The organism is Photorhabdus akhurstii (genome assembly GCF_019090985.1).
In the GTDB taxonomy this organism is placed as follows: domain Bacteria; phylum Pseudomonadota; class Gammaproteobacteria; order Enterobacterales; family Enterobacteriaceae; genus Photorhabdus; species Photorhabdus akhurstii.
In genome coordinates, this window is the sequence record NZ_CP020335.1 from 248,474 (window position 1) to 268,855 (window position 20,382).

The 20,382-nt window shown below is 45.1% G+C and carries 22 protein-coding genes; 15 read left to right on the forward strand and 7 right to left on the reverse strand.

Annotated elements, in window-relative coordinates; genetic code table 11:
• The first annotated feature begins 77 nt into the window (after positions 1-77).
• The gene (gene gltS / locus B0X70_RS01060) at positions 78-1,286 is read left to right on the forward strand and encodes a sodium/glutamate symporter (protein WP_217470681.1); all 1,209 of its coding nucleotides are present in this window, start codon (positions 78-80) and stop codon (positions 1,284-1,286) included.
• 116 nt (positions 1,287-1,402) lie between these two features.
• On the opposite strand, the gene B0X70_RS01065 is transcribed toward gltS, so the two are convergent.
• Positions 1,403-1,720, reverse strand: coding sequence for a HigA family addiction module antitoxin (locus tag B0X70_RS01065; protein WP_217470682.1), 318 nt, complete (start codon positions 1,718-1,720; stop codon positions 1,403-1,405).
• A gap of 55 nt (positions 1,721-1,775) precedes the next feature.
• Complete coding sequence (locus tag B0X70_RS01070) at positions 1,776-2,069, reverse strand: HigA family addiction module antitoxin (RefSeq protein WP_217470683.1); 294 nt, start codon at positions 2,067-2,069, stop codon at positions 1,776-1,778.
• 529 nt (positions 2,070-2,598) lie between these two features.
• Between B0X70_RS01070 and B0X70_RS01075 the strand changes: the two genes are divergently transcribed.
• Positions 2,599-3,342, forward strand: a complete 744-nt coding sequence (locus B0X70_RS01075; protein WP_036813781.1) for a class I SAM-dependent DNA methyltransferase — start codon at positions 2,599-2,601, stop codon at positions 3,340-3,342.
• Here the strand turns inward: B0X70_RS01075 and B0X70_RS01080 are convergent.
• Together B0X70_RS01080 and B0X70_RS01085 are read right to left on the reverse strand one after the other, a co-directional pair.
• Entirely contained in the window at positions 3,339-3,701 is a 363-nt protein-coding gene (locus B0X70_RS01080; protein WP_217471639.1) for a type II toxin-antitoxin system RelE/ParE family toxin, read from the reverse strand. The two genes, B0X70_RS01075 and B0X70_RS01080, sit on opposite strands and share 4 nt — an antisense overlap.
• Before the next feature lie 177 nt (positions 3,702-3,878).
• Positions 3,879-5,048, reverse strand: a complete 1,170-nt coding sequence (locus B0X70_RS01085) for an RNA-guided endonuclease InsQ/TnpB family protein (protein WP_217471640.1) — start codon at positions 5,046-5,048, stop codon at positions 3,879-3,881.
• Between B0X70_RS01085 and B0X70_RS01090 the strand changes: the two genes are divergently transcribed.
• The 5 genes from B0X70_RS01090 to B0X70_RS01110 all read left to right on the forward strand — a co-directional run bounded on the left by B0X70_RS01090 (position 5,023) and on the right by B0X70_RS01110 (position 9,763).
• Positions 5,023-5,226: a hypothetical protein gene (locus tag B0X70_RS01090; protein ID WP_217471810.1), complete on the forward strand. Its 204-nt coding sequence runs from the start codon at positions 5,023-5,025 to the stop codon at positions 5,224-5,226. The two genes, B0X70_RS01085 and B0X70_RS01090, sit on opposite strands and share 26 nt — an antisense overlap.
• A 263-nt stretch (positions 5,227-5,489) precedes the next feature.
• Positions 5,490-5,954, forward strand: coding sequence for an antitoxin PaaA2 family protein (locus B0X70_RS01095; RefSeq protein WP_217470684.1), 465 nt, complete (start codon positions 5,490-5,492; stop codon positions 5,952-5,954).
• 17 nt (positions 5,955-5,971) lie between these two features.
• Positions 5,972-6,280 (forward strand): type II toxin-antitoxin system RelE/ParE family toxin, encoded by a 309-nt coding sequence (locus tag B0X70_RS01100; protein WP_036813791.1) that lies wholly within the window; start codon positions 5,972-5,974, stop codon positions 6,278-6,280.
• An 876-nt stretch (positions 6,281-7,156) separates the two neighbouring features.
• The gene (locus B0X70_RS01105; protein ID WP_217470685.1) at positions 7,157-8,371 is read left to right on the forward strand and encodes an RCC1 domain-containing protein; all 1,215 of its coding nucleotides are present in this window, start codon (positions 7,157-7,159) and stop codon (positions 8,369-8,371) included.
• An 81-nt stretch (positions 8,372-8,452) separates the two neighbouring features.
• Complete coding sequence (locus tag B0X70_RS01110; protein WP_217470686.1) at positions 8,453-9,763, forward strand: RCC1 domain-containing protein; 1,311 nt, start codon at positions 8,453-8,455, stop codon at positions 9,761-9,763.
• 575 nt (positions 9,764-10,338) lie between these two features.
• Here B0X70_RS01110 and B0X70_RS01115 read toward each other — a convergent pair.
• The 3 genes from B0X70_RS01115 to recG form a co-directional block, all read right to left on the reverse strand.
• Positions 10,339-10,599: a hypothetical protein gene (locus tag B0X70_RS01115; protein WP_046395291.1), complete on the reverse strand. Its 261-nt coding sequence runs from the start codon at positions 10,597-10,599 to the stop codon at positions 10,339-10,341.
• A 96-nt stretch (positions 10,600-10,695) separates the two neighbouring features.
• Positions 10,696-10,974, reverse strand: a complete 279-nt coding sequence (locus B0X70_RS01120; RefSeq protein ID WP_214040102.1) for a hypothetical protein — start codon at positions 10,972-10,974, stop codon at positions 10,696-10,698.
• Between the two features lie 655 nt (positions 10,975-11,629).
• Positions 11,630-13,711 carry an ATP-dependent DNA helicase RecG gene (gene recG, locus B0X70_RS01125; RefSeq protein WP_217470687.1) on the reverse strand — a complete coding sequence of 694 codons (2,082 nt, stop codon included), beginning with the start codon at positions 13,709-13,711 and terminating at the stop codon, positions 11,630-11,632.
• A 443-nt stretch (positions 13,712-14,154) separates the two neighbouring features.
• On the opposite strand from recG, the gene B0X70_RS01130 reads away from it, so the two are divergent.
• From B0X70_RS01130 to B0X70_RS01165, 8 genes are all read left to right on the forward strand, one after another.
• Positions 14,155-14,721, forward strand: a complete 567-nt coding sequence (locus tag B0X70_RS01130) for a tyrosine-type DNA invertase (protein ID WP_217470688.1) — start codon at positions 14,155-14,157, stop codon at positions 14,719-14,721.
• Between the two features lie 426 nt (positions 14,722-15,147).
• Entirely contained in the window at positions 15,148-15,774 is a 627-nt protein-coding gene (locus B0X70_RS01135) for a fimbrial protein (RefSeq protein WP_046395295.1), read from the forward strand.
• Positions 15,775-15,888: 114 nt separating this feature from the next.
• Entirely contained in the window at positions 15,889-16,635 is a 747-nt protein-coding gene (locus tag B0X70_RS01140; protein ID WP_236548202.1) for a fimbrial biogenesis chaperone, read from the forward strand.
• Positions 16,619-17,239 (forward strand): fimbrial protein, encoded by a 621-nt coding sequence (locus B0X70_RS01145; RefSeq protein ID WP_246593403.1) that lies wholly within the window; start codon positions 16,619-16,621, stop codon positions 17,237-17,239. The genes B0X70_RS01140 and B0X70_RS01145 overlap by 17 nt, the downstream gene beginning before the upstream one ends.
• A 62-nt stretch (positions 17,240-17,301) precedes the next feature.
• Positions 17,302-18,000: a fimbrial protein gene (locus tag B0X70_RS01150; RefSeq protein WP_217470689.1), complete on the forward strand. Its 699-nt coding sequence runs from the start codon at positions 17,302-17,304 to the stop codon at positions 17,998-18,000.
• Positions 18,001-18,059: 59 nt separating this feature from the next.
• A complete protein-coding gene (locus tag B0X70_RS01155; RefSeq protein WP_217470690.1) occupies positions 18,060-18,626 on the forward strand; it encodes a fimbrial protein in 567 nt (188 codons plus the stop codon).
• Positions 18,627-18,775: 149 nt separating this feature from the next.
• Entirely contained in the window at positions 18,776-19,513 is a 738-nt protein-coding gene (locus B0X70_RS01160) for a fimbrial biogenesis chaperone (protein ID WP_246593404.1), read from the forward strand.
• Positions 19,514-19,541: 28 nt separating this feature from the next.
• The gene (locus B0X70_RS01165; protein WP_040151270.1) at positions 19,542-20,336 is read left to right on the forward strand and encodes a fimbrial biogenesis chaperone; all 795 of its coding nucleotides are present in this window, start codon (positions 19,542-19,544) and stop codon (positions 20,334-20,336) included.
• Positions 20,337-20,382 lie beyond the last annotated feature (46 nt).

The following is a 20,382-nucleotide window of genomic DNA, read 5'->3' on the forward strand; positions in this document are numbered from 1 at the left end:
CTTTTGGCGTTCTCTAAAGGATGAGTATAACGTCGTAATAACTTACATAATTTTAACAATATAGCTGGGGTACATAGATGTATCATCTTGATGTTTATGGCACGCTCGTTGCGTCTGCATTAGTACTATTACTTGGACGCAAACTTGTACAATCAGTCCCATTTCTTGAAAAATACACCATTCCTGAACCTGTCGCGGGTGGCCTGTTAGTTGCTCTGATTCTTTTAGCGGTTAAACAAACAACAGGCTGGGAAATCAACTTTGATTTATCTCTTAAAGACCCTTTGATGTTAACTTTCTTCGCCACTATCGGCTTGAATGCCAATCTTGCCAGCCTGAGAGCGGGTGGTAAGGTCCTGTTCACGTTTGTTTTCGTCGTTGTTGGCTTGCTGCTGGTTCAGAACACGGTGGGTATCGCTCTGGCTGAACTGTTAGGTCTGGACCCATTAATGGGCCTGTTGGCGGGTTCTGTTACGCTGTCTGGCGGTCACGGTACAGGCGCAGCTTGGGGTAAGCTGTTTAGTGAGCGTTATGGTTTTGAAAATGCAACAGAAGTGGCGATGGCTTGTGCGACTTTCGGTTTAGTACTGGGTGGTTTGATTGGTGGCCCGGTCGCTCGTTTCCTGGTGAGAAATACAAAAACTCCAGGACTAAGGGGCGATGATACCGAACTGCCGACGGCATTTGAAAAACCTTATACCGGGCGGATGATCACAGCGTTAGTGATGCTGGAAACGATCGCACTGATTGCTATTTGTTTGATGGCCGGTAATTTTGTGTCTGAATTTCTGCAAGGTACATGGTTTGAATTACCGACATTCGTCTGTGTGTTATTTATCGGGGTTATCCTCAGTAACAGTCTATCGGTGCTAGGTTTTTACCGAGTTTTTGACCGAGCGGTGTCTGTACTGGGTAACGTGAGCCTTTCCCTATTTCTGGCAATGGCGTTAATGAGCCTGAAATTGTGGCAGATGGCATCGCTGGCATTACCGATGCTGGTCATTCTCACCATCCAGGCTATCGTGATGGCGCTGTATGCAATTTTTGTCACCTATCGGGTGATGGGTAAAAACTATGATGCAGCGGTTCTGGCGGCGGGTCACTGTGGTTTCGGTTTAGGAGCGACACCTACCGCTATTGCGAACATGCAGGCGATTACCGATCGCTTTGGGCCATCCCATGTGGCGTTTCTGGTGGTGCCGATGGTCGGGGCATTCTTTATCGATATCGTTAACGCGATTGTGATTAAACTCTATCTGCTACTGCCGGTATTCCCTGCTGTGTAGGGATAAATTAGCAAGGTACTGCGCCAGCTATGTAGTTGGTGCAGTATTGTCTTTGTGTTCTTTGATCATTATTTATTTTAGCGTCAAAACGACAATACAACGCAATATATTCGCAACTAGGCGGCCACCAAGGGCTGCGCGTGTTCCAATTTGTCAGCCAAAACTTCATTATGTTGAGCCAGCCACATGTCATTGATGAACTGGAGGTTAAGCCAAAACTCCGGTGTGGTTCCCAAAACCTTTGCCAGCAAAAAGGCTGTTTCCGCAGTCACTCCACGCCGACCACCGCACAGCTCATTGACGGTCTTCCGGCCTACGCCCATAGCTTTTGCCAGTTCGCCCTGGGTGATACCCAAGGGTTCCAGAAATTCTTCTTTGAGCATAGCGCCCACACTGGTAGGTTGATGAGCGGGAATTTTTAGTGTTTCAATCATAATTTCACCTCTTACCTTTCTGTCTAATTATGGGTATTCCTCAGCGCTTTCATCATTAAACATGATGCGGGTGCTGTACTGGCGTAAACAGGCGCGTTAGACGAGTTAAATCTATTTCCTGTTTAGCTTGCGCCAGGCTATGCGCTTCCTGGAGTCTCAGCCACATTTCCGGCGTACTGCCGATCACGTTGGCTAAACGCACCGCCATTCTTGGCGTTACCGCTGCGCTACCTTCAACCACACGCCGAATAGTTGACGGAGAGACATCAAGCGCACGTGCAAGCACTCTAAGACTAATATTTAAATGCTTCATCTCGTCAGAGATGTAGCGCCCCGGATGGGACGGCATATAATTATTGTTTGCGCCCTATTGCGTTACGAGAGGCGTTATAACGCATATCGAGTGTCGCGCAACAATCTTTTTTGCGTAAAGCCGCCTTTGTCGAATTCGTCAAAATATTGGCGAGATTTGCCATGACGTAATGGATAGAAAAATATGTCTCTACCCCCTAAAGCGTGTTTTGAAAGACTTAATTCTTAAGATCCTATATATGATAAGAATAATAGTTTCCACAAAACATATCATAGGTGTTTTATATTTATCTTATTTCCTCATATTTATCCAAAAATCAACCAGCATTAAAAAATTATATCTAATTCATCGCTAACGCATTAATATAAATAACGTTTCATAATTCTGCTACGCGAGAATTTACTAACCTATTGTTATAGGTGGAATTATGAGTGATGTAAGATGTGGCGCTATTTTGGAATCTTATTTATAACAAGAGAAAAACTTTCAGTAATTATTAATTCGTACTAAATAATATATTTCTTCGATAAATAGAGTATTTTGGCCTTTAGCTAAGGATAACAACATGAAAGATAACGCTTTATATGACCCTATTGCACATCTTTACGAGAGCTTTTCAGATGCTACTGACCATATCAAAGTAGAAATCAGAACTATCTTCGATCTGGCAGGGGATATACACGGGAAATCAGTGTTGGATTTAGCCTGTGGATATGGCCTCTTTAGTCGAGAATACAGAAATCGTGGCGCGTCGAAAGTCATTGGAGTCGATATATCAGAAAACATGATAGCGATTGCGAAAAGCAAATCACAACAATACGGTGACGATATCGAATTTCACGTAAGAAATGTCTGCAAGATGGAGTCGGAGTCATTTGGCAAATTTGACATAGTTAATGCAGCCTGGTTATTTTGCCATGCAGAATCTCTTGAAGACCTTGAAACTATGTTCCGTGTCATTGCCGCTCATCTCAAGCCTTCCGGTAAACTAATTGCGTATACCTTTGAACCTGATTATCGATTAGAGAAAGGGAATTATGAGAATTATTGTATAAAAGTTTTGAGTGAAGAGCCGGTGAAAGACACCACTCTCGTGAAAGCTGAATTTCTTACCACACCCCCTAGCCCTTTCACTATGTATCGTTGGAGTCGTGAACAATATCAAGCAGCGATCCAAAAGGCAGGGTTCAAACAATTTAGATGGCAAAAACCCATGTTGTTAGAAAGCGATATTGAGGCTCATCCCCCAGGTTTTTGGGATGATTATCAACGAAATTGCCTTGATATAGCTCTTGTTTGTCAGTTTTAACAAAATAATCCCCGAGATCTGTTGTCTTTCCTATACAAATCCCCCGATGAAGATCGAGGGATTTTTTTGAATTTCCCTCGTTCTGCAAAACAACTCTTCCTGACCTCCAGCCGGGATTCAGGTTTCTGAGGAAAACGGCGCTCGGATAACTCACTTAAGCCGGGGAAACTCAGCACACCAAAATAAAGATCCTCACTGCGATCACGACCGGGGGATGGGTGACGAGCAAGAATTTCCGTCATAGTCACACGTAACGAAGTTGAATAAGCTTCCGCGACATTCGCCCCCCATCGGCGCATAGAATAGAGTTTGATTGCACGAATATGCTCTCTGGCTTTCTTCGTAAACCGGACACTTATCCCTAAGCCTTACCCTCAAGTTCATCAACCGTCAACGGCGCAAATACATCATCAATACTATGTAATTCGCCACGATAAGCTTGTGCAATAGATTCAGCCAGAACGGCTTTTAAATTCTGTAACTTACCATGCTTAGTGACTGCTCCCCGCCGTAAAAACGGCGAGGCTTCCCACTTCTCAGGCCGCCACCGTCTTTATGACGGATTTACGCTGGCCTCCGTGGGCAGAGACGACGAGTCCCGCCGCCTGTAATTCTGTTATGCCCTTGCGCTGGATGTTGAGCGCCGCATTGATATCGCGGTCATGTTCGACTCGACAGAAAGGGCATTGCCAGAGCCGCTTACGCAGCGGCATTTCCAGCATTTTGTAACCGCAGCAATGGCAGGTTTTCGAACTGGCGAACCACTGATCCAGCTTCACCAGATGAACCCCTTTCTCTGCGGCTTTGTATTCGAGTTTCTTGATGAAGCCATGCCAGCCCGCATCGCCGATAGCGCGAGCCAGCCTGGGATTCTTCATCATGTTGGCCGATTTCAGCGTCTCAACAATTATCGCTTGGTTTTCGTCAACCATTGAACGAGACAGTTTGTGTTGAAAATCGGCGCGGGCATTCGCTACCCGCTCGTGTACGGCGGCAAGCCTCTGTCGTGCTTTACCGCGGTTGGCGCTGCCTTTTTGTTTCCGGGAGAGGGCCTTCTGTTTACGCCTCAGATTACGGCCGGCATTGATAAGATGACGGGGATTGGCCATCTTATCTCCGCTGGATTTGACAGCGTAGTGAGACAATCCCATATCCAGACCTGTCATCTGGGTTATCAAAGCGGGTTTCGCGGGCGCGGCCATGCCGTCATCACAGAGTATCGAGGCGTAGTATTTACCGGTGGCTGAACGGCTCAGGGTCATGCTTTTCACCTCTCCGGTCATTTCACGGTGCAGACGGGCTTCTATCGGCGATAATTTGGGTATTTTTATTGCCCCGTCCAACACCTTCACCCCGACACAATGATAGCTGGACTGCCTGCCATGCTTGCGTTTGAATGTCGGGAAGCGCGCTTTCAGCTTCGGATTAAAAAAGTGGGAAAACGCCATATCGAGGTTAATCACCGCCTGCTGCAAGGCGATGGAATCATACGCTTTGAGCCAGGCATACCGGCGGGATTTTTTCGCCACTGACAGTAAGGGTTTGAGGTCTTTACGCGGGCTGAGGTTCACCCCGTGGCGTTGATAAGCGTGCTTCTTAATGTGGAGCGCCTTGTTGTACGCGAAACGGACCGCACCGAACTGAGCATTGAGATAATCAGCCTGTTCGGGTGTCGGGTAAATGCGGACTTTGGTGGCTCTTAACATCATCAGCGCTCATCGGGATAGTTTATGTATTTTAACCGCTTTTTTTGGCCGTGTCCCCCCCGGGCTGCCAGTGAACGTGATGGTTAATAACCTGAAAGCCCTGCGGGCTTTTCGCCTTATATCACCGCCCGCATTGGGCGAGGGTTTACGGCGGATTTTGCTAAAATGGTTCGAATAGCTATTATGGTTAAAAGTGCATGGAGCTACCAGTCATCAAAATAGCCAACCGCCAGCCAAGATGACTTTTGGGTACCCGCTCGTCAAGTGAGAGCGTTTCTGGCGAGATAGTCTGGGGAGGTGGTGTTCTTAAGCTCCGTTTGGTGAACGGAGCTTAATGTCCATTAAATGTTGTCCAACCTTTTTTGTCTAGGTGATTGCGCGTTTCCTAGGAAACATGCACAATCAACCCTGTTACTTTCATCACCCTATAAGGAGTGAATCATGAAAAGCATGACCATTGAGCAGCTACGCGCCGCAAGCGATTCCGGCGGCGTGGAAGGTGTGACCCTGAAAGGGCAGGGCGGAACCTTCCTTGTGCAGATCGCAACCCGCAGCGGTGTCGCCGCTTTGCTGGCGAAGGCCCGCAGCCAGGAGCCGCGCCGTTTCGGCAACCCCATTGCCGCCCTGAAAGTGTTGCGCGACGTAGGCATCACCATCGGCCAGTTCGACGCCAGTGAGTGGAACCCGGACGAGAAAGAAGAAACCGCTGGCAATCGTGGCCGGGCCGAGGCAATGCGTAAGGCCCACCAAGCCGCCGCCTACTCGGAGTGGCTGGCCGCCGAGATTCAGGATGCTATCGACGACCCGCGCCCGAATCTTTCACACGATGAGGTTATGGCCGAGATGGACGCTGATATTGCCGCCTTGGCCGCCGAACACAAGCCCGCCAAAAGGAAGCGCGCTTGAGCGCGGCTGGCTGATTTATGGCGAAAGCAAAGACCCCTTACCGCATCGAGTGGCGACCGAAGGCCCGCGAGGATTTGCGCGCCATTGTTCGATACATAGGCAAAGACAACCCGACCAGGGCGCGCAGCTTCGGTCAGGAGCTACGCGACAAGACTTTGCCGCTTGCGCAGCACCCGGAGCTTGGCCGCACCGGGCGGCCCGGCCTGCCGGATTATGTGCGCGAGCTGGTCGCGCATCGGAACTACATTATTTTTTATCGCGTGCTGGACGAGGCGCGCACCGTCGAAATTTTGCGAGTGAAACACGCGACGCAGCAAACGCCGTGACATGGTGACAGCGGATCTCCCAGCAGGAGATGGAGAGCGTAAAAAAGCGCCCCAGACTTTTTTATGCTCTCAATTAAAAGGGGTAGTGGCCGGGTAGCTGCGATAACTGCCAACAAATGCAGGGCTGGCGTAGCCCCGCATTTACTATTGCTTAATGCTTTAAGATGACCTGCGACATTTCGTCACACAGACGATATCCGCAGCTTTTAACTTGCTCTTTGCTACCGTTGTCACTGACTTTGTAATATTGTCCGTGAATCATAATCGTCTAATAGATCATTCTGAATGTCGATAATGAATGGGTATTGCTCTCTCGATTTAGTTAATCTATTAAGTATTATTTTGTTATTGTCGGTTATTAACCAATGGTTGAGAAAAATATAATAATTCAACCTATGGAATATTCACTTTAAATTTTATCACTCCCGCTCTCTACGAAATAGTTTTTAATGTAAATCCTAAAGAAACAAAGTAACTCATTTCTTTATAAATAGAAAATATATTGTGCCCCTTTTGGTGATTTTTATTCTTTGCTTTACAGATAATACTTAGTAGATTAAGTTACATGTATGCGTATTAATAAAAGTAGCAATAAGGATGTACATTCCCCCTAAATTCTGTTGCCCAAGTCTCATAATTTTAATTTTTACGCTTTATCGATAAAAAATAATCTAAAACCAACTACCAAAAAATCAATTTAGTATTAACCTATAATTGTCAGTCGATAATTTTTTTCTATTATCTTCTTCATCAAAGAATAGTTAGTACTAAATTGCAGTAGAAATTCAGCTTAACCCGCAAGGGATAGGTTTTATGGCATAGATTCCCCTGTGGGTAAGAAGGTTAATCCGATATCACCATCATTAGGAGAATAATATGAATCAAAATAACGAGCCATCACCAAGCATGGATGCCGAAGGTAATCCTATCAAGCAATATTGGCAACCGGACAGGAGTAGCGCCTCTGAGAATAATACTTCTATCGCTTCTACCAGAGGGGCAACCGCCATGTTATTACCAAGTGGCAGAGTGATAGCTTGGGGAAATGACCCTAGTAGTCAAATCCCGCCCGATATTGCCGAATTGCAGGATATCGTTAGTCTAAGTGCAACCGATGACGCTTTCGCTGCTCTGCGGAAAAACCGTAGTGTGGTTGCCTGGGGAAATGAAAACGAAGGTAATGGTGGTGAAATTCCGCCAGAAATTGCCCAATTACAGGATATTATCAGTTTAAAGGCAACAGGTTCTGCTTTCGTGGCCCTTCGGGCAAACGGTAGCATAGTTGCCTGGGGAGATGAATTTTATGGCGGTAAAATACCTGATGAAATTGCCCAATTGCAGGATATTACCAGCCTGAGTTCAACAATAAGCGCATTTACTGCCCTGCGGGCAAATCGCAGCGTGGTCGCTTGGGGAATTAAAAATTGGGGCGGTCAAGTTCCGCCAGAAATAGCTAAATTGCAGGATATTGTCAGTATCAGTGCAATAGTTTCTGCTTTCGCAGCTCTACGGTCGAACCGCAGTGTTGTCGCTTGGGGGTTCAAGAACTCAGGTACTCAAATCCCGCCAGAAATAGCTCAATTGCGGGATATTGTCAGTCTAAGCGCCACAAATTTTGCTTTTGCAGCCCTACGGGCAAATCACAGTGTTGTTGCTTGGGGCGACCAATCTTCGGGTGGCAGTATTCCGCCGGAAATTGCCCAATTACAGGATATCGTCAGTCTGTGTACAACATCGAGCGCTTTCGCGGCCCTGCGGGCAAACCGTAGTGTGGTCGTCTGGGGAGGTGATGATATCAAAACCCCACCAGAAATTGCCGCATTGCAGGATATTGTCAGTATCAGCGCGACAGAAACCGCATTTGCAGCTCTACGGATGGACGGCAGTGTAGTCGCTTGGGGATATGGCAATTATTCAGACAATGATCACGGTAATCAAGGCAATCAAGTCCCACTTGGGATAGCTCGGTTACGAGATATCGTTAGCCTAAGCGCATCAAGAAACTCATTTACAGTATTGAGAGCTGATGGTCAGAGAGTTGGTTGGGGATCGGCTAATGATAATAAATTGCATAATGAATATAACAATTAATTAATCCATTAAGCAGAGGTTTTACGGTACAGACTCCCTGTGAGTAAGGTAAATCCGATATAACCTTGTTAGGATAATAATATGAAACAAAATAACGAGTTCTCATCAAACAACCTATTCCCGCAATCTGGGATTGGAATACATAGTAACTCTGACAACAAGATCTCCATCACTTCTACTTACGACTCAACTGCTATGTTATTACAAAATGGCAGTGTGATCGCTTGGGAGAGACTCCGTGTACCGCCAGAAATTGCCAAATTACGGGATATCGTCAACCTGAGTGCAACAAATTATGCATTCTCTGGCCTGCGGGCAGACCGTAGCGTGGTCGCTTGGGGAAATTCGTGGTATGGCGGCCAAGTTCCGGATAATATTGCCCGATTACAGGATATCGTCAGCCTAAGTGCAACAAATAGTACTTTCGCTGCTCTACGGGCAAACCGTAGCGTGGTCGCTTATGGCGGCCAAGTTCCGGATGATATTGTCCGATTACAGGATGTAGTCAGCCTAAGCGCAACAGATGGTGCTTTCGCTGCTCTACGGGCGAACGGTAGCGTGGTTGTTTGGGGAGATCAGGACTATGGCGGCCAAGTCCCATCTAAAATTGCCCAATTACAGGATATTATCAGTCTGAGTTCAATAGGTAATACTTTCATTGCCCGGCGAGCAAACTTCCGTGTAGTCACATGGGGTAGCTATCCTATGCCCCCTGAAATTGCAAAATGGCAAGATATTGTCAGCATAAGTGCAAACAATCTCGCGTCCGCAGCTCTGCGTGCGAACGGTAGCGTGGTTGCTTGGGGAGATGAACGTTATGGCGGCTATGGCGGCTATGGCCGCCAAGTTCCTCCAGAGATTGCCACATTACGGGATATTGTCAATATAAGTGCAGGAAAGAGGGCATTTGCTGCCTTGCGAGCAGACCGTAGCGTAGTTGCCTGGGGGGATAGTAGTTCAGGAGGTGTAATTCCACCCGAAATTGCCGCATTAAAGGATATCATCAGCCTACATTCAGCAATAGGCTCATATAATATAGGAAGCTCATTCACAGCTCTACGGGCAGACCGCAGCGTGGTCTCCTGGGGTAATATCAGTGTTCCACCCGAAATCGCCAAATTAAAGGATATTGTTAGCCTGAGTGCAGCAAAGGATGCTTTCGCTGCCCTACGGGCGAACGGTAGCGTGGTTACTTGGGGATACCAAATGGGTGATTATAATGAAAAAATCCCTGGCTCTAACGTCCAGGTTCCTCCCGGAATAGCCCGATTACAAGATATCGTTAGCCTAAGTGCATCAAAAAATGTATTCGCAGCTTTACGGAGGAATGGTCAGATGGTGGCCTGGAATACTAATAACGATAATATAGTACACAGTGAATATGATGATTAATCCACTGTCATTATAAATTACTAAAAAACCTAAAACCAAGGCTGAGCTATAATACCTCAGTTCAGCCTATCGTTTATTCCATTTGAAATATTAGTTCTCCCATCCTGTTATTACCAAAATAACTCACTTTTTTATAAACAGAAAATATATTACGATTCTCTTGATGATTTTTATTTTTTGCTTTATGGTTAATGCTTAGTAAATTAAGTTACATGTTTGCGTATTAATAAGAGTAGCAATAAAGATGTACATCCCCCCTAAATTCTGTTGCTCAAATCTCATAATTTTAACTTTTACTCATTATCGATAAAAATAATCTAAAACCAACCACCAAAAAACAATTTAATATTAACCTATAGGTATCAGGCGATAATTTTTTCTATTATCTTATTCATCAAATATTGGGACTAAGCACCTAGTCTGGAAATATCTTTATCAATCAAGCATAAAAGAAGCATTAGGGGCAAAAGTAGCAAACCGTTGAGTATAAATAGTTCAGGAATGGAGGTTCCATTCCTGATTATGGTGATTTAATTTTGTCTAACATTCAATTAAATCGGATGACAAGTTCTTATTTATTTCTCTTGATGAGATATATTGGTGCCGCTATCTTGTACATAATCATCAAAAATAATAATAAAACTGTTATGAGAAGCAGAATATGATTTCTCAATACCTCTCTGTATGACTGACAATATAAAACCATGCGTATCGGATAGATCCCACACATTTACATCTTCACAATCAAGGGCTAAATATTCCTCTCTACTTTCCTCTCCACATTTATTAACCGAAACTTTAACCGGTTCAGTTGAGAGGTTTTTAACATAAATCATAAATCCTCCACTATATCAATAATGAATATTTTCCATTAAATTAAAAGGCATGCGAACAAAAATTAAATTAAAAAAACTAGTGCGATAATAAATTTTTTAGGCAGATGGTATCGAATATAAAGAGTCTATCCGGCTACCGTTATTTACAACTGAGTTATCATAAATAATTATGTAGCCGTTTAATCTTACTGAATATAACAATGTAACACTATCTTTTCGTGCTACTGACATTAAAAAACCGCGCTGATCTGATCTATTCCATTGAGCCACCTCTCCTTTATTAATTTCAATATATTCGTCATTACCTTCGTCACTACTCCATTTGCTAATTGCGACTTTAACCATATTATCTGAAAGACTTTTGACATAAATCATATTAAACTCTCCATTATATCAACGTAGATTTATTTAGTTCTAATTTAAAAACATCCTAATATGTACCATAACGAAATATAAGTATAGATAAGAAAACCAATAAAACTACTATTATTTGCGTGACCTCCATCAAGGTTTTATACTTCGAAAAGAAAATATTTAAAATTAAATTCATTGAGTTAATAGGAATATTTACTATTTAAACTTAGTAATTCAATGTTACATTAATTAAAATTTCCTATCATAGATTTATATCTATTCCCATTTTAACCTTTGAGCATAACGTTGCGCTGATACCGCACACACCATCAACTGAATTTGATAAAAAATGGCGAAACCGCCTGTTACCCCAGTTAGCTGGTAAAAGGCTTCGGATGGTGACACGTCGTATCAATTAACCCGAGGTATTAGATTCGATTTTTTAAGAAAATAATAAAAAACCATTTATATTCTGTGGGGATATGTTGTAACGCTGGTGCCAATTTAGAAATGATCGTAGTTCTATTTTGCATTCCTTTGGAAATAATACATTAACAATTAAACGGAATAATTAAAAGAAAGCTCTATAGCAGAGCATCTTAATTATTGGATAAAACCAGATATCTGTATTTTTGACAGCGTTGAGAAACAAAAAAACGCTCCGATATATCCTCAATCACGCATTACCATAATGTACCCGTTCTGGTAGCCAGCGTTCAATCAAGGCACGGGCATGTTCAGGATAATGCTGGTGGAGATGTCGGGCAATACGCTGAACTTCCGGCAACATTCCCTGATCTCTTAGTAAATCAGCCACCTTAAATTCCGCATTCCCAGTTTGGCGTGTTCCTAATAACTCCCCGGGGCCGCGAATTTCCAGATCTTTTTGTGCGATAACAAAACCATCGTTACTGTCTCTAAGCACTTGCAGACGTATTTTGGCAGTGCTACTCAGCGGCGTTTTGTAAAGTAAAACACAATGAGAAGCGATAGCGCCACGGCCAACTCGTCCACGTAATTGATGAAGTTGCGCCAAGCCGAGCCGTTCCGGGTTATCAATAACCATCAAACTGGCATTCGGCACATCCACGCCCACTTCAATAACCGTTGTTGCAACCAGAAGCTGTAGTTCGCCACGCTTGAAAGCCTCCATCACTGCCTGCTTTTCTGTGGCTTTCATGCGGCCATGCACCAGCCCGACTTTCAGTTCCGGTAAAGCAAGAGTAAGTTCTTCACTGGTGGCTTGCGCGGCTTGAGCTTCCAGCACATCGGAATCTTCAATTAGCGTACAGACCCAATAGACTTGTCTATTTTCATCAAGGCAGGCGTTTCTGATCCGTTTGATAATCTCTTCACGGCGTGTATCCGGGATCGCAACGGTCGTCACCGGCGTTCTCCCCGGTGGTAATTCATCAATAATAGAAGTATCGAGATCTGCATAAGCGGTCATGGCTAAGGTACGGGGAATCGGGGTGGCCGTCATAATCAATTGGTGAGGATGAAAACCCTGCTCACGTCCTTTTTCCCACAAAGCCAGACGTTGATGAACGCCAAACCGATGTTGCTCATCAATAATCACCAGCGCCAGACCGGAAAACTTCACCTGTTCCTGAAACATGGCATGGGTACCGACAATCATGGCGACTTGACCGTTGGCAATGGCTTCTTGTTGCTTCTGACGCGCTTTCCCCTTTTGCTTACCCGCCAGCCAGCCGACCTGAATACCCAACGGCTCCAGCCATTGCCGAAATGTATTTGCATGCTGTTCTGCCAGTAGTTCAGTCGGCGCCATCAAGGCGACCTGTTTACCATGCGCAATGGCTCGCAACGCAGCCAATGCGGCCACCAGCGTTTTTCCTGAACCTACATCGCCCTGAATCAGTCGCATCATGGGGACATCTTTTGCCAGATCCTGCTCAATTTCCGAAACAACTCGTTGTTGCGCATGAGTTGGAGAAAATGGCAGGCGATTAAGGAATTGCGGTTTTAACTTGTCCTCAGTCGGCAGCGACTGAGCGTGATAGCGTTGTACGCCGGCTCTGACGGCTAGCATACTCAAATGGTGAGCTAAAAGTTCTTCCAGAACCAGACGGCGATAAGCGGGATGTTTGCCGGTTTCCAGATCCGCCAGAGCAATATCCGGTGTCGGGCGGTGCAAAGTATGCAGTGCTTGCGGCAGACTAATCATGGAGCGGCTAAGTTCTTCTGGCAGGAATTCATTGATTGCACAGGTGTCCAGCAATTTCAGCGCTTGATCAATGAGATTACGCAGCGTCGCCTGACGAACACCTTCTGTTGTCGGGTAAATGGGGGTTAATGTCTCTTGAAGCTGTACATTTCCAGTACGATTTTGAATCTTATACTCAGGATGAATAATTTCGGCGCCCTGACTGCCTCTTCTGATTTCACCATAGACAACAACCTGTTTCCCTTTCGCCAGATTGTTTCTCATTGCCGCCGAAAAGTTAAAAAAGCGCAGCGTGAGCACGCCGGTGCCATCACTCATTTTGCAGATCAGGGTTCGACGACGACTAACAACAACATCGGTACGAAGAATTTCACCTGTGACGGTGGCGGAAATACCCGGTAAAAGATCATTAATAGTATAAAGGCGTGTCTGGTCTTCATAACGCAGCGGGAAATGCAGCAGTAGATCCTGCAAATTAACCAGCCCTATTTTTGCTAATTTGGCGGCCTGACTTGCCCCGACGCCACGCAGGGAAGTCAGAGGGATGGCATCAAGCAATGGGCCTCTCATAAGGTTTCTTTTATCTCCGTTAATTGCATGGCACTCCATCAGGTTTTACAGGTCGTGGCCTGATCCTGTTGACCAGCCATAATAATACAGGCGAGTTTAGCGTAATCAATGGAATATTTTCCTCGGTAACTGGTTGAAAACCATATCAATACCTTTAAGAGTAAGCCGCTATAACGAAAAAGACGATTTGTAACGACAGGTTCTTGTAGCCTGTTTTGAATAATCTGTCCTGTCGGTCAAATGTAAACTAACGTGCTTGCGAGGTGAAAAAATAATCAAAAAAGGTGTTTAAATTTTGCCCCATATCTGTATAACCTCTTGTAGCCTCGGTGAACAATAGGCCATCGTTTTGGGTAGCGGTGTCTATTTTATCCTAGCTTATGTCTGTTCTAAGCGGGATATCGCCGGGTTGTGCTATCAATATATATTTTGGAGAAATAATCATGGGCCAAAGAAAATATCTGACTCAATCAGAAGTAGAAAGCATGTTGGAAATGGCGAAAGTGGGGCCTAATCCAGAACGAAATTACTGTCTGGTGTATATGAGCTATATCCACGGTTTTCGTGTTAGCGAAGCCAGGCATTTGCGGTTATCTGACATGGAGTTAAAAGAAAAATGCCTATATATCAGGCGATTAAAAGGCGGGTTTTGTACTAACCATCCCCTTTTGCAGCGTGAAGTTAAGGCGATTAAGGCATGGCTTAGAGTGCGCAAAACTTTTCAGGGCGCTGATAGTGATTGGTTATTTCTATCGCGTTGTGGGAAACCACTGACTCGCCAGCGCATCTATCAGATTATCAACCAGTTAGGGCAACGGGCGAATATCGCGGTAGAGCCTCATCCACATATGTTGCGTCATGCCTGTGGTTTTGCCCTTGCAGATCGAGGAATCGATACCCGGCTAATACAAGACTATCTTGGACATAAAAACATTCGCCATACGGTACGTTATACCGCGAGTAATGTTGAACGTTTTCAAGGAGTTTGGGGCGTAAAAGGTAGGCGTTAAGGTACGACAGTTAGGACCATTTTGACTATCGAAACACGATCGCCTAGAAATTGTACTAAAAGTTTTCTAATAAAAAAAGAGATAGATTTGTATATATTTGTAAAACTCAATAATCCTACCACAGAAACATTCCAATAATCCACTCTTTTTATTACAACATGCAAAAACATTGCCCTTTTGTTGTCACTTTAGCAAAATTTTTGTTTTTAATTTTAGGATAGGTAAAGATGATATCCTTAAAATTTGCGAAATAATCGCATATTAACTCTGTATGGTGCTGTTTTTATACAGAAAAATAGCTATGTTTCGATAGTCAAAATGGTCCTAATTGACAAATTTTTGTACAGCTAGATGCCTCTGTTTATCAAAACATGATGCACGAGTTTGAATCGGACTTTAGTTAGGTAGTTAAAAGAGATTAATGAAATGAAAAAGATATTAAAGATAAGCGTCGTGGCGGCGTTGGTTATGGGGGCAGCTTCGGCAGCTTTGGCAGATGGGGAGGAAAATAAAGGGGGGCATAATGCCACAGTAACTGTTACTGGTACTGTCTCAGATGTGACATGTGACATTACCAGTGGTGTAAAAAACGGTGATGTGAGTTTGGGTAACCATAAGCCAGGTGAATTCAAGCCTGGTGAGGGTAAATTTGTGGGCATGCATGTTGTTAATGGATATGAAACTTTTACTGTTGGTGTCAGTGGCTGTGATGGTACTGTTACGGCAAAAAAATCGCTTAAGCTGTTGGTGTCAGGGACTACGATAGGAGCAAGCACTGACATATTTAATGATGGTCAGGGTAATGCGGAAGGGCAAACTCCAAATGCGGGTGTTGCATTAACCTATAAGGTTGATGGTTCTGCTGATGGAACGGAAGAGCTTTTTAAGAAAGACAGCCGTATCGTATTAGCTTCATCAAGTGATAAAACTCCTAAAGCGGCAGATTTTAATAACAAGTCTGTGGTCTTTAAAGCTTATATGGCGTCAACGACTGATAAACCATCTCCTCAGCACATTCATGCCCCTCTTACTTTTTCCATAGCGTATGAATGATTATTGATTCAATAACCAGCCTGAGGAGCCTTTCTTCAGGCTTCTTTGATTGCAAATTCTGGATGATTGAAACGGTGCTTTATAAACCGCTATTGGCTGAGTGAAAAGAGAAAAATGATGATCAATAAACTCCGACTTCCTAGCGTCATAGTAAAAAGCCTTGTATTGGGCGCATTTTTATTCGCGTCACAAAGTCAGGCCGAAGGCGGATTTGGCATTGATGCTACACGCATTATTTTCTTACAGGATAAAGCTGAAACAACGGTATCGGTGCGCAATACGACAACCAATATCCCTTACTTGGTGACAACTAAGATTACTCGCACCGTCGATGGCAAGGGTAAAGCGCCTTTTTACGTCACGCCTCCTTTATTCCGTTTGGACCCTAAAGGAACCAATGTCCTGCGCATCTTAGGCGATACCAGTAAGTTGCCGACTGATCGGGAGAGTGTCTTTTATTTTAATGCTTCCGCCATTCCCGGTAGCAATAATCCGCCAGGCCAGCGTTCTGAAAGCGCGAAAATTAGCGGTGGGATAACTTATGCCATCGGCAATACCATCAAACTATTTTATCGGCCAACGGGATTGGTGGGTACGCCAGAGCAGGCATACAAAGCGCTGCGCTTTACCCATGCTTCCGGGGGCGTTCAAGTTAGCAACAATTCGCCTTATCACATCAGCTTTACCCAGATCAAAGTTGATGGCGTACCGGTGAAGTTTTCTGAAAGCCATCCACAAATGCTGGCACCTTTCAGTAGCCATGTTTATCCCGCTCAAAATAATCAGAATAAAAAGAGAGTGGAATGGGCGGTGATCAGCGATCTCGGCGGTGGAGAGAACTTCAATGGTGAAATTCAGTAAAGCCGGTATCTCAAGGGTTCAGCGTCTACGCAGGTACCTGAATTACATCGGCATAGGTGGAGTTTTGTGGCTCTCTTCTGGCCCCTTGTGGGCGGAGAATTCTGCCATCGTCACATTTAAGGCCGATATTGCCTACGGGACGTGTGATATCGCTGTGGATAACAACAATATCGATCTGGGCAAAGTGCAATTTGCCAGCCTGGTATCAGGGAGCGCCTACGGGGAAACCAATCTCACTCTGAGAAATTGCTCAGATGTGATCGATGCAAACAGGGTTGCTCCTGCGATTACTATTACCGGAGAGCATTTTGGTACAAATGATAAGACGCTGTTTCGTAGTCAAAATACCGAGGCTCCAGTTTCAAAGGCGGTGGGCGTCACGGTGCGCTTGAAGAAGCTTAATGGAACGGAATGGTCCTCAAATATAGCGGATAGTGAACCATTTTATCTGGCGGATAAAGGCACAGTCATAAATGCTCAAACTCCTTCTGTGCCGGTGAGGTTTTCACTGGTATGCGCCCCGGCGGCAGGGGAGACGGTAATGGTCTGTAAAAAGCCAGGAAAAATCTATGCCAACGTGAATTTTACGTTTGATTATCGTTAAGTTTGCTGCGCGATTCATTAAACAGAATAGCTGTGAACGAGAGAGTTTTAAGGTGAACCAAAGTGACAAGGCGAGAAAAAAACAGAGTGAGTGACCAAGCAGCCTTGCTGAGTAATGGCGGCTGTTCGATGTTGCGTATGGTGATGCTCCGCCTTTGTTGCGGGATGTTAGTTTTGTTGTGCCTGGCAGGCGGCGTTATGGCTGAATCTGAAGATCCTAAAAAACCGCCATTCCCACCGACGCAATCGAGTGGGATAAACGTAAATCTGGCTATCACTGTTGTGCCTGAATCTTGTGACGTAGGGATCAGTGGTAGTGATATCAATGGTTCGGAGCTGAATTTCGGCTCGCTGCCGGCGGCGGAGTTCAGTCAGGCAGGGCATATATCAAACCCCAGAAGATTTACTCTGGAATTAACCCATTGTGGTGATCCGGATGTTTCACCGAACGGACCTGTTATCACTGTGTCAGGAAACACTATCGACGCTGAACAAGGTTTAGTATTTCGTGATCCTGTCTCTGGTTCCGATGATAACGCCTCTGAGGGGTTGGGGTTTATTGTTCATTTAGGAGATGAAGGGAAAATAGGTTGGGATAATTTGGTAATAAATAATCATGAGAATCGCCTTGATTCGCTATTTTTTGATGATGGTCGTGCACAGCTTCCGGTAATGGTAGCGGTTGCACGTGGAAAGGATAGCAAGATTATTCGACCTGGCTCGTTAATTGCGCGAGTCGCGTTTACCTATTCTTATCCCTGATATGTGGTTGATCACAGATGATAAAAATGTGGACCTGAGGGGAAGAGAGTTAGATGAAAATGAAAAATAACACTCTTATAAAGCGTGAGTTAATAACATGTCACAGCAGAGCGAAGTATTTGTGGCTCATCATGGTGTTGATTGGATGGATCATCGGTTGTGTGGCTTTGTCGGCTCAGGCAATTGAGATCACAATTAAAGGCAATCTGTTACGTCCGACCTGTGCATTGAGTGTAAATGGCAAGTACGGCGGCGCTAGTGGTGGTTATACCGGTCTTATGCCCCAGGTCTATGCGAGTCAACTTAGAAATAGCAAATATGTGGAAAGCTCCGCCTTAGACTTGGAATTTCAGCTCAGTCACTGTAGTCCAGGCCAATCGCCAGCTTTGTACATATGGACTGATGGTGCTAGCAACTCAGGTGATTTGGAACTGTTTATGCCTGTAAATAATACTGGTACTACCGAGGGAGTGGGGATTAGGTTACGGGACCTTGGCAACCAGCAGTTTGTAGAGGCGAAACCTAGCAATAAGCCGTTTCAGGTGTCGTTACCGTTGGCAAAAGATGGAGTAACGAGGACATTCAGGGCTTATGTGGGGGGAGGGGCGACAAAAATAATCCAGTAACGTGTAAAACTGAGAGTAACGAGACCAATGTGTTATGCGGAGGAATTGCGAATGTGCGGATACATTTTGAGTTTTCGTATGAACACTTGAAGTAGATAACGTTATAAGTCAGGTGTATTTGAGGAATAGTGTCTGAAATGAAGTGGGATATGAGAAAGCTGATAGTTATCGGGATGCTGGGGATATGGGCGGTTGTGGCGTCGTCATCAGCACATGCGGGCCTTATGTTGAGGAAGACGCGCATTATTTATCAGCAGGGTGACAAGGTGCAAAGCATCTCACTGCAAAATTCAGGTGAAGAGGTCTATCTGGTACAAGCTGCGGTGACGCCGTGGGATAACTCAAATACCCGCTCATCGGAGTTTACGGTGCTGCCCCCGTTGTTCCGTATGGAGGGCAATAGCTTGAATGTGATGCGCCTTGTACGTACCGGTGGTGATTTCCCAGCTGATCGTGAGTCTCTGTTTCGTTTTCGGATTAATGCGATCCCGGCGAAGAAAACAACTGATGAGAGCAAGGAAAATAGCAATGGGAAGCAAGATGAGATTGGCGCGTCGCTATCTATCTCGCTAGGTATGAATATTAAACTTATCTACCGGCCGGATAAGCTGCCGATGACGCCGGAACAGGCCCGTGGTCGGCTGACGTTTACACAATCAGGTAATAGTGTGGTAGTGACCAACCCAACACCGTATTACCAGACTTTTGCTCAACTGAAACTTGACGGCAAGGCGGTAGATTTTGACAAAGCCCCGTCAATATTGACGCCTTTCGGCCAGACGACTCTTCCTCTGGCAGGAAAGGTTGGCGGTAAGGTGGAATGGTCGATGATTACCGATATTGGCGGGGTGAGTAAGCTACAGAGCGGTACGTTACAGGCTGGCTGACTATATTTTGAGATTGGAAGAGCATCACATGGCGGAGCGTAAGGTTTCAATCAAGCAGAGAGTGACGTCTGTGTTATGCGCTCTGGCAATGATATCACCGGTTTTACCATTGAGGGCGGAAGAGAGTCTGGCCGGGGTGTTATATATCAATGACGCCCGGGTGATTTACCTTGAATCATTTAACAATGGCGTCCCTTCGACATTCATTAATAACAGCGACAGCAATTATCTGATTCAGTCAACGGTACGGGAATTGGACCCTGCCACCGGTTTACCATTGGATGCTAAGGCGCCATTTATCGTGATTCCGCCTATTGCTAAGGTGGATGCTCATGAACGGCAGGTGCTGAAAATCCTGCGTACCGGCGGAGATTTTCCGAAGGATCGAGAATCTCTGTTCTTTCTGAATGTGCGTATGTTGCCTTCTGAGAAACCGTCATCGGCATCTAAGGGTTTCTCCGGCAAGGTGAAAATGACGGCGGCGCTGGCGGTGAAGGTGTTCTATCGTCCTGAGGGGTTGCCAAAAGAGGGAGTGGCCGGTGCGGTGAGACAATTAAGCGCGTCAGTAAAAGAGAGTGTTGTGACGCTGACTAATCCGTCGCCGTTTTGGATAACGTTGCAGGCTTTACAGGTGAATTCGTTTGCCGTACCGGATCAGGATTTATTTAGGATGGTGCCGCCATTTGGTCAGCAGAGCTGGTCACTGCCGGTGGGTAAAATGTCCCTTGGTAATAATGTCACGGTATCGTGGCGTGCTATTGGTGAGTTTGGGTTAAGCACCGATGAAGAGAGTCGATCTATTGCTGTATCTGGCAGTGGTTAATAGCAATATGGTTAATAACAATATTGCAGATACCGACAGAGTAGAT

What these genes read in the sequence shown, in the direction of transcription:
- gltS (WP_217470681.1), top strand. Translation starts at nt 78, where the DNA reads ATGTATCATCTTGATGTTTATGGCACGCTCGTTGCGTCTGCATTAGTA.
- B0X70_RS01065 (WP_217470682.1), bottom strand. Translation starts at nt 1,720, where the DNA reads ATGATTGAAACACTAAAAATTCCCGCTCATCAACCTACCAGTGTGGGC.
- B0X70_RS01070 (WP_217470683.1), bottom strand. Translation starts at nt 2,069, where the DNA reads ATGCCGTCCCATCCGGGGCGCTACATCTCTGACGAGATGAAGCATTTA.
- B0X70_RS01075 (WP_036813781.1), top strand. Translation starts at nt 2,599, where the DNA reads ATGAAAGATAACGCTTTATATGACCCTATTGCACATCTTTACGAGAGC.
- B0X70_RS01090 (WP_217471810.1), top strand. Translation starts at nt 5,023, where the DNA reads ATGCGGACTTTGGTGGCTCTTAACATCATCAGCGCTCATCGGGATAGT.
- B0X70_RS01085 (WP_217471640.1), bottom strand. Translation starts at nt 5,048, where the DNA reads ATGTTAAGAGCCACCAAAGTCCGCATTTACCCGACACCCGAACAGGCT.
- B0X70_RS01095 (WP_217470684.1), top strand. Translation starts at nt 5,490, where the DNA reads ATGAAAAGCATGACCATTGAGCAGCTACGCGCCGCAAGCGATTCCGGC.
- B0X70_RS01100 (WP_036813791.1), top strand. Translation starts at nt 5,972, where the DNA reads ATGGCGAAAGCAAAGACCCCTTACCGCATCGAGTGGCGACCGAAGGCC.
- B0X70_RS01105 (WP_217470685.1), top strand. Translation starts at nt 7,157, where the DNA reads ATGAATCAAAATAACGAGCCATCACCAAGCATGGATGCCGAAGGTAAT.
- B0X70_RS01110 (WP_217470686.1), top strand. Translation starts at nt 8,453, where the DNA reads ATGAAACAAAATAACGAGTTCTCATCAAACAACCTATTCCCGCAATCT.
- B0X70_RS01115 (WP_046395291.1), bottom strand. Translation starts at nt 10,599, where the DNA reads ATGATTTATGTTAAAAACCTCTCAACTGAACCGGTTAAAGTTTCGGTT.
- B0X70_RS01120 (WP_214040102.1), bottom strand. Translation starts at nt 10,974, where the DNA reads ATGATTTATGTCAAAAGTCTTTCAGATAATATGGTTAAAGTCGCAATT.
- recG (WP_217470687.1), bottom strand. Translation starts at nt 13,711, where the DNA reads ATGAGAGGCCCATTGCTTGATGCCATCCCTCTGACTTCCCTGCGTGGC.
- B0X70_RS01130 (WP_217470688.1), top strand. Translation starts at nt 14,155, where the DNA reads ATGGGCCAAAGAAAATATCTGACTCAATCAGAAGTAGAAAGCATGTTG.
- B0X70_RS01135 (WP_046395295.1), top strand. Translation starts at nt 15,148, where the DNA reads ATGAAAAAGATATTAAAGATAAGCGTCGTGGCGGCGTTGGTTATGGGG.
- B0X70_RS01140 (WP_236548202.1), top strand. Translation starts at nt 15,889, where the DNA reads ATGATGATCAATAAACTCCGACTTCCTAGCGTCATAGTAAAAAGCCTT.
- B0X70_RS01145 (WP_246593403.1), top strand. Translation starts at nt 16,619, where the DNA reads ATGGTGAAATTCAGTAAAGCCGGTATCTCAAGGGTTCAGCGTCTACGC.
- B0X70_RS01155 (WP_217470690.1), top strand. Translation starts at nt 18,060, where the DNA reads ATGAAAAATAACACTCTTATAAAGCGTGAGTTAATAACATGTCACAGC.
- B0X70_RS01160 (WP_246593404.1), top strand. Translation starts at nt 18,776, where the DNA reads ATGAGAAAGCTGATAGTTATCGGGATGCTGGGGATATGGGCGGTTGTG.
- B0X70_RS01165 (WP_040151270.1), top strand. Translation starts at nt 19,542, where the DNA reads ATGGCGGAGCGTAAGGTTTCAATCAAGCAGAGAGTGACGTCTGTGTTA.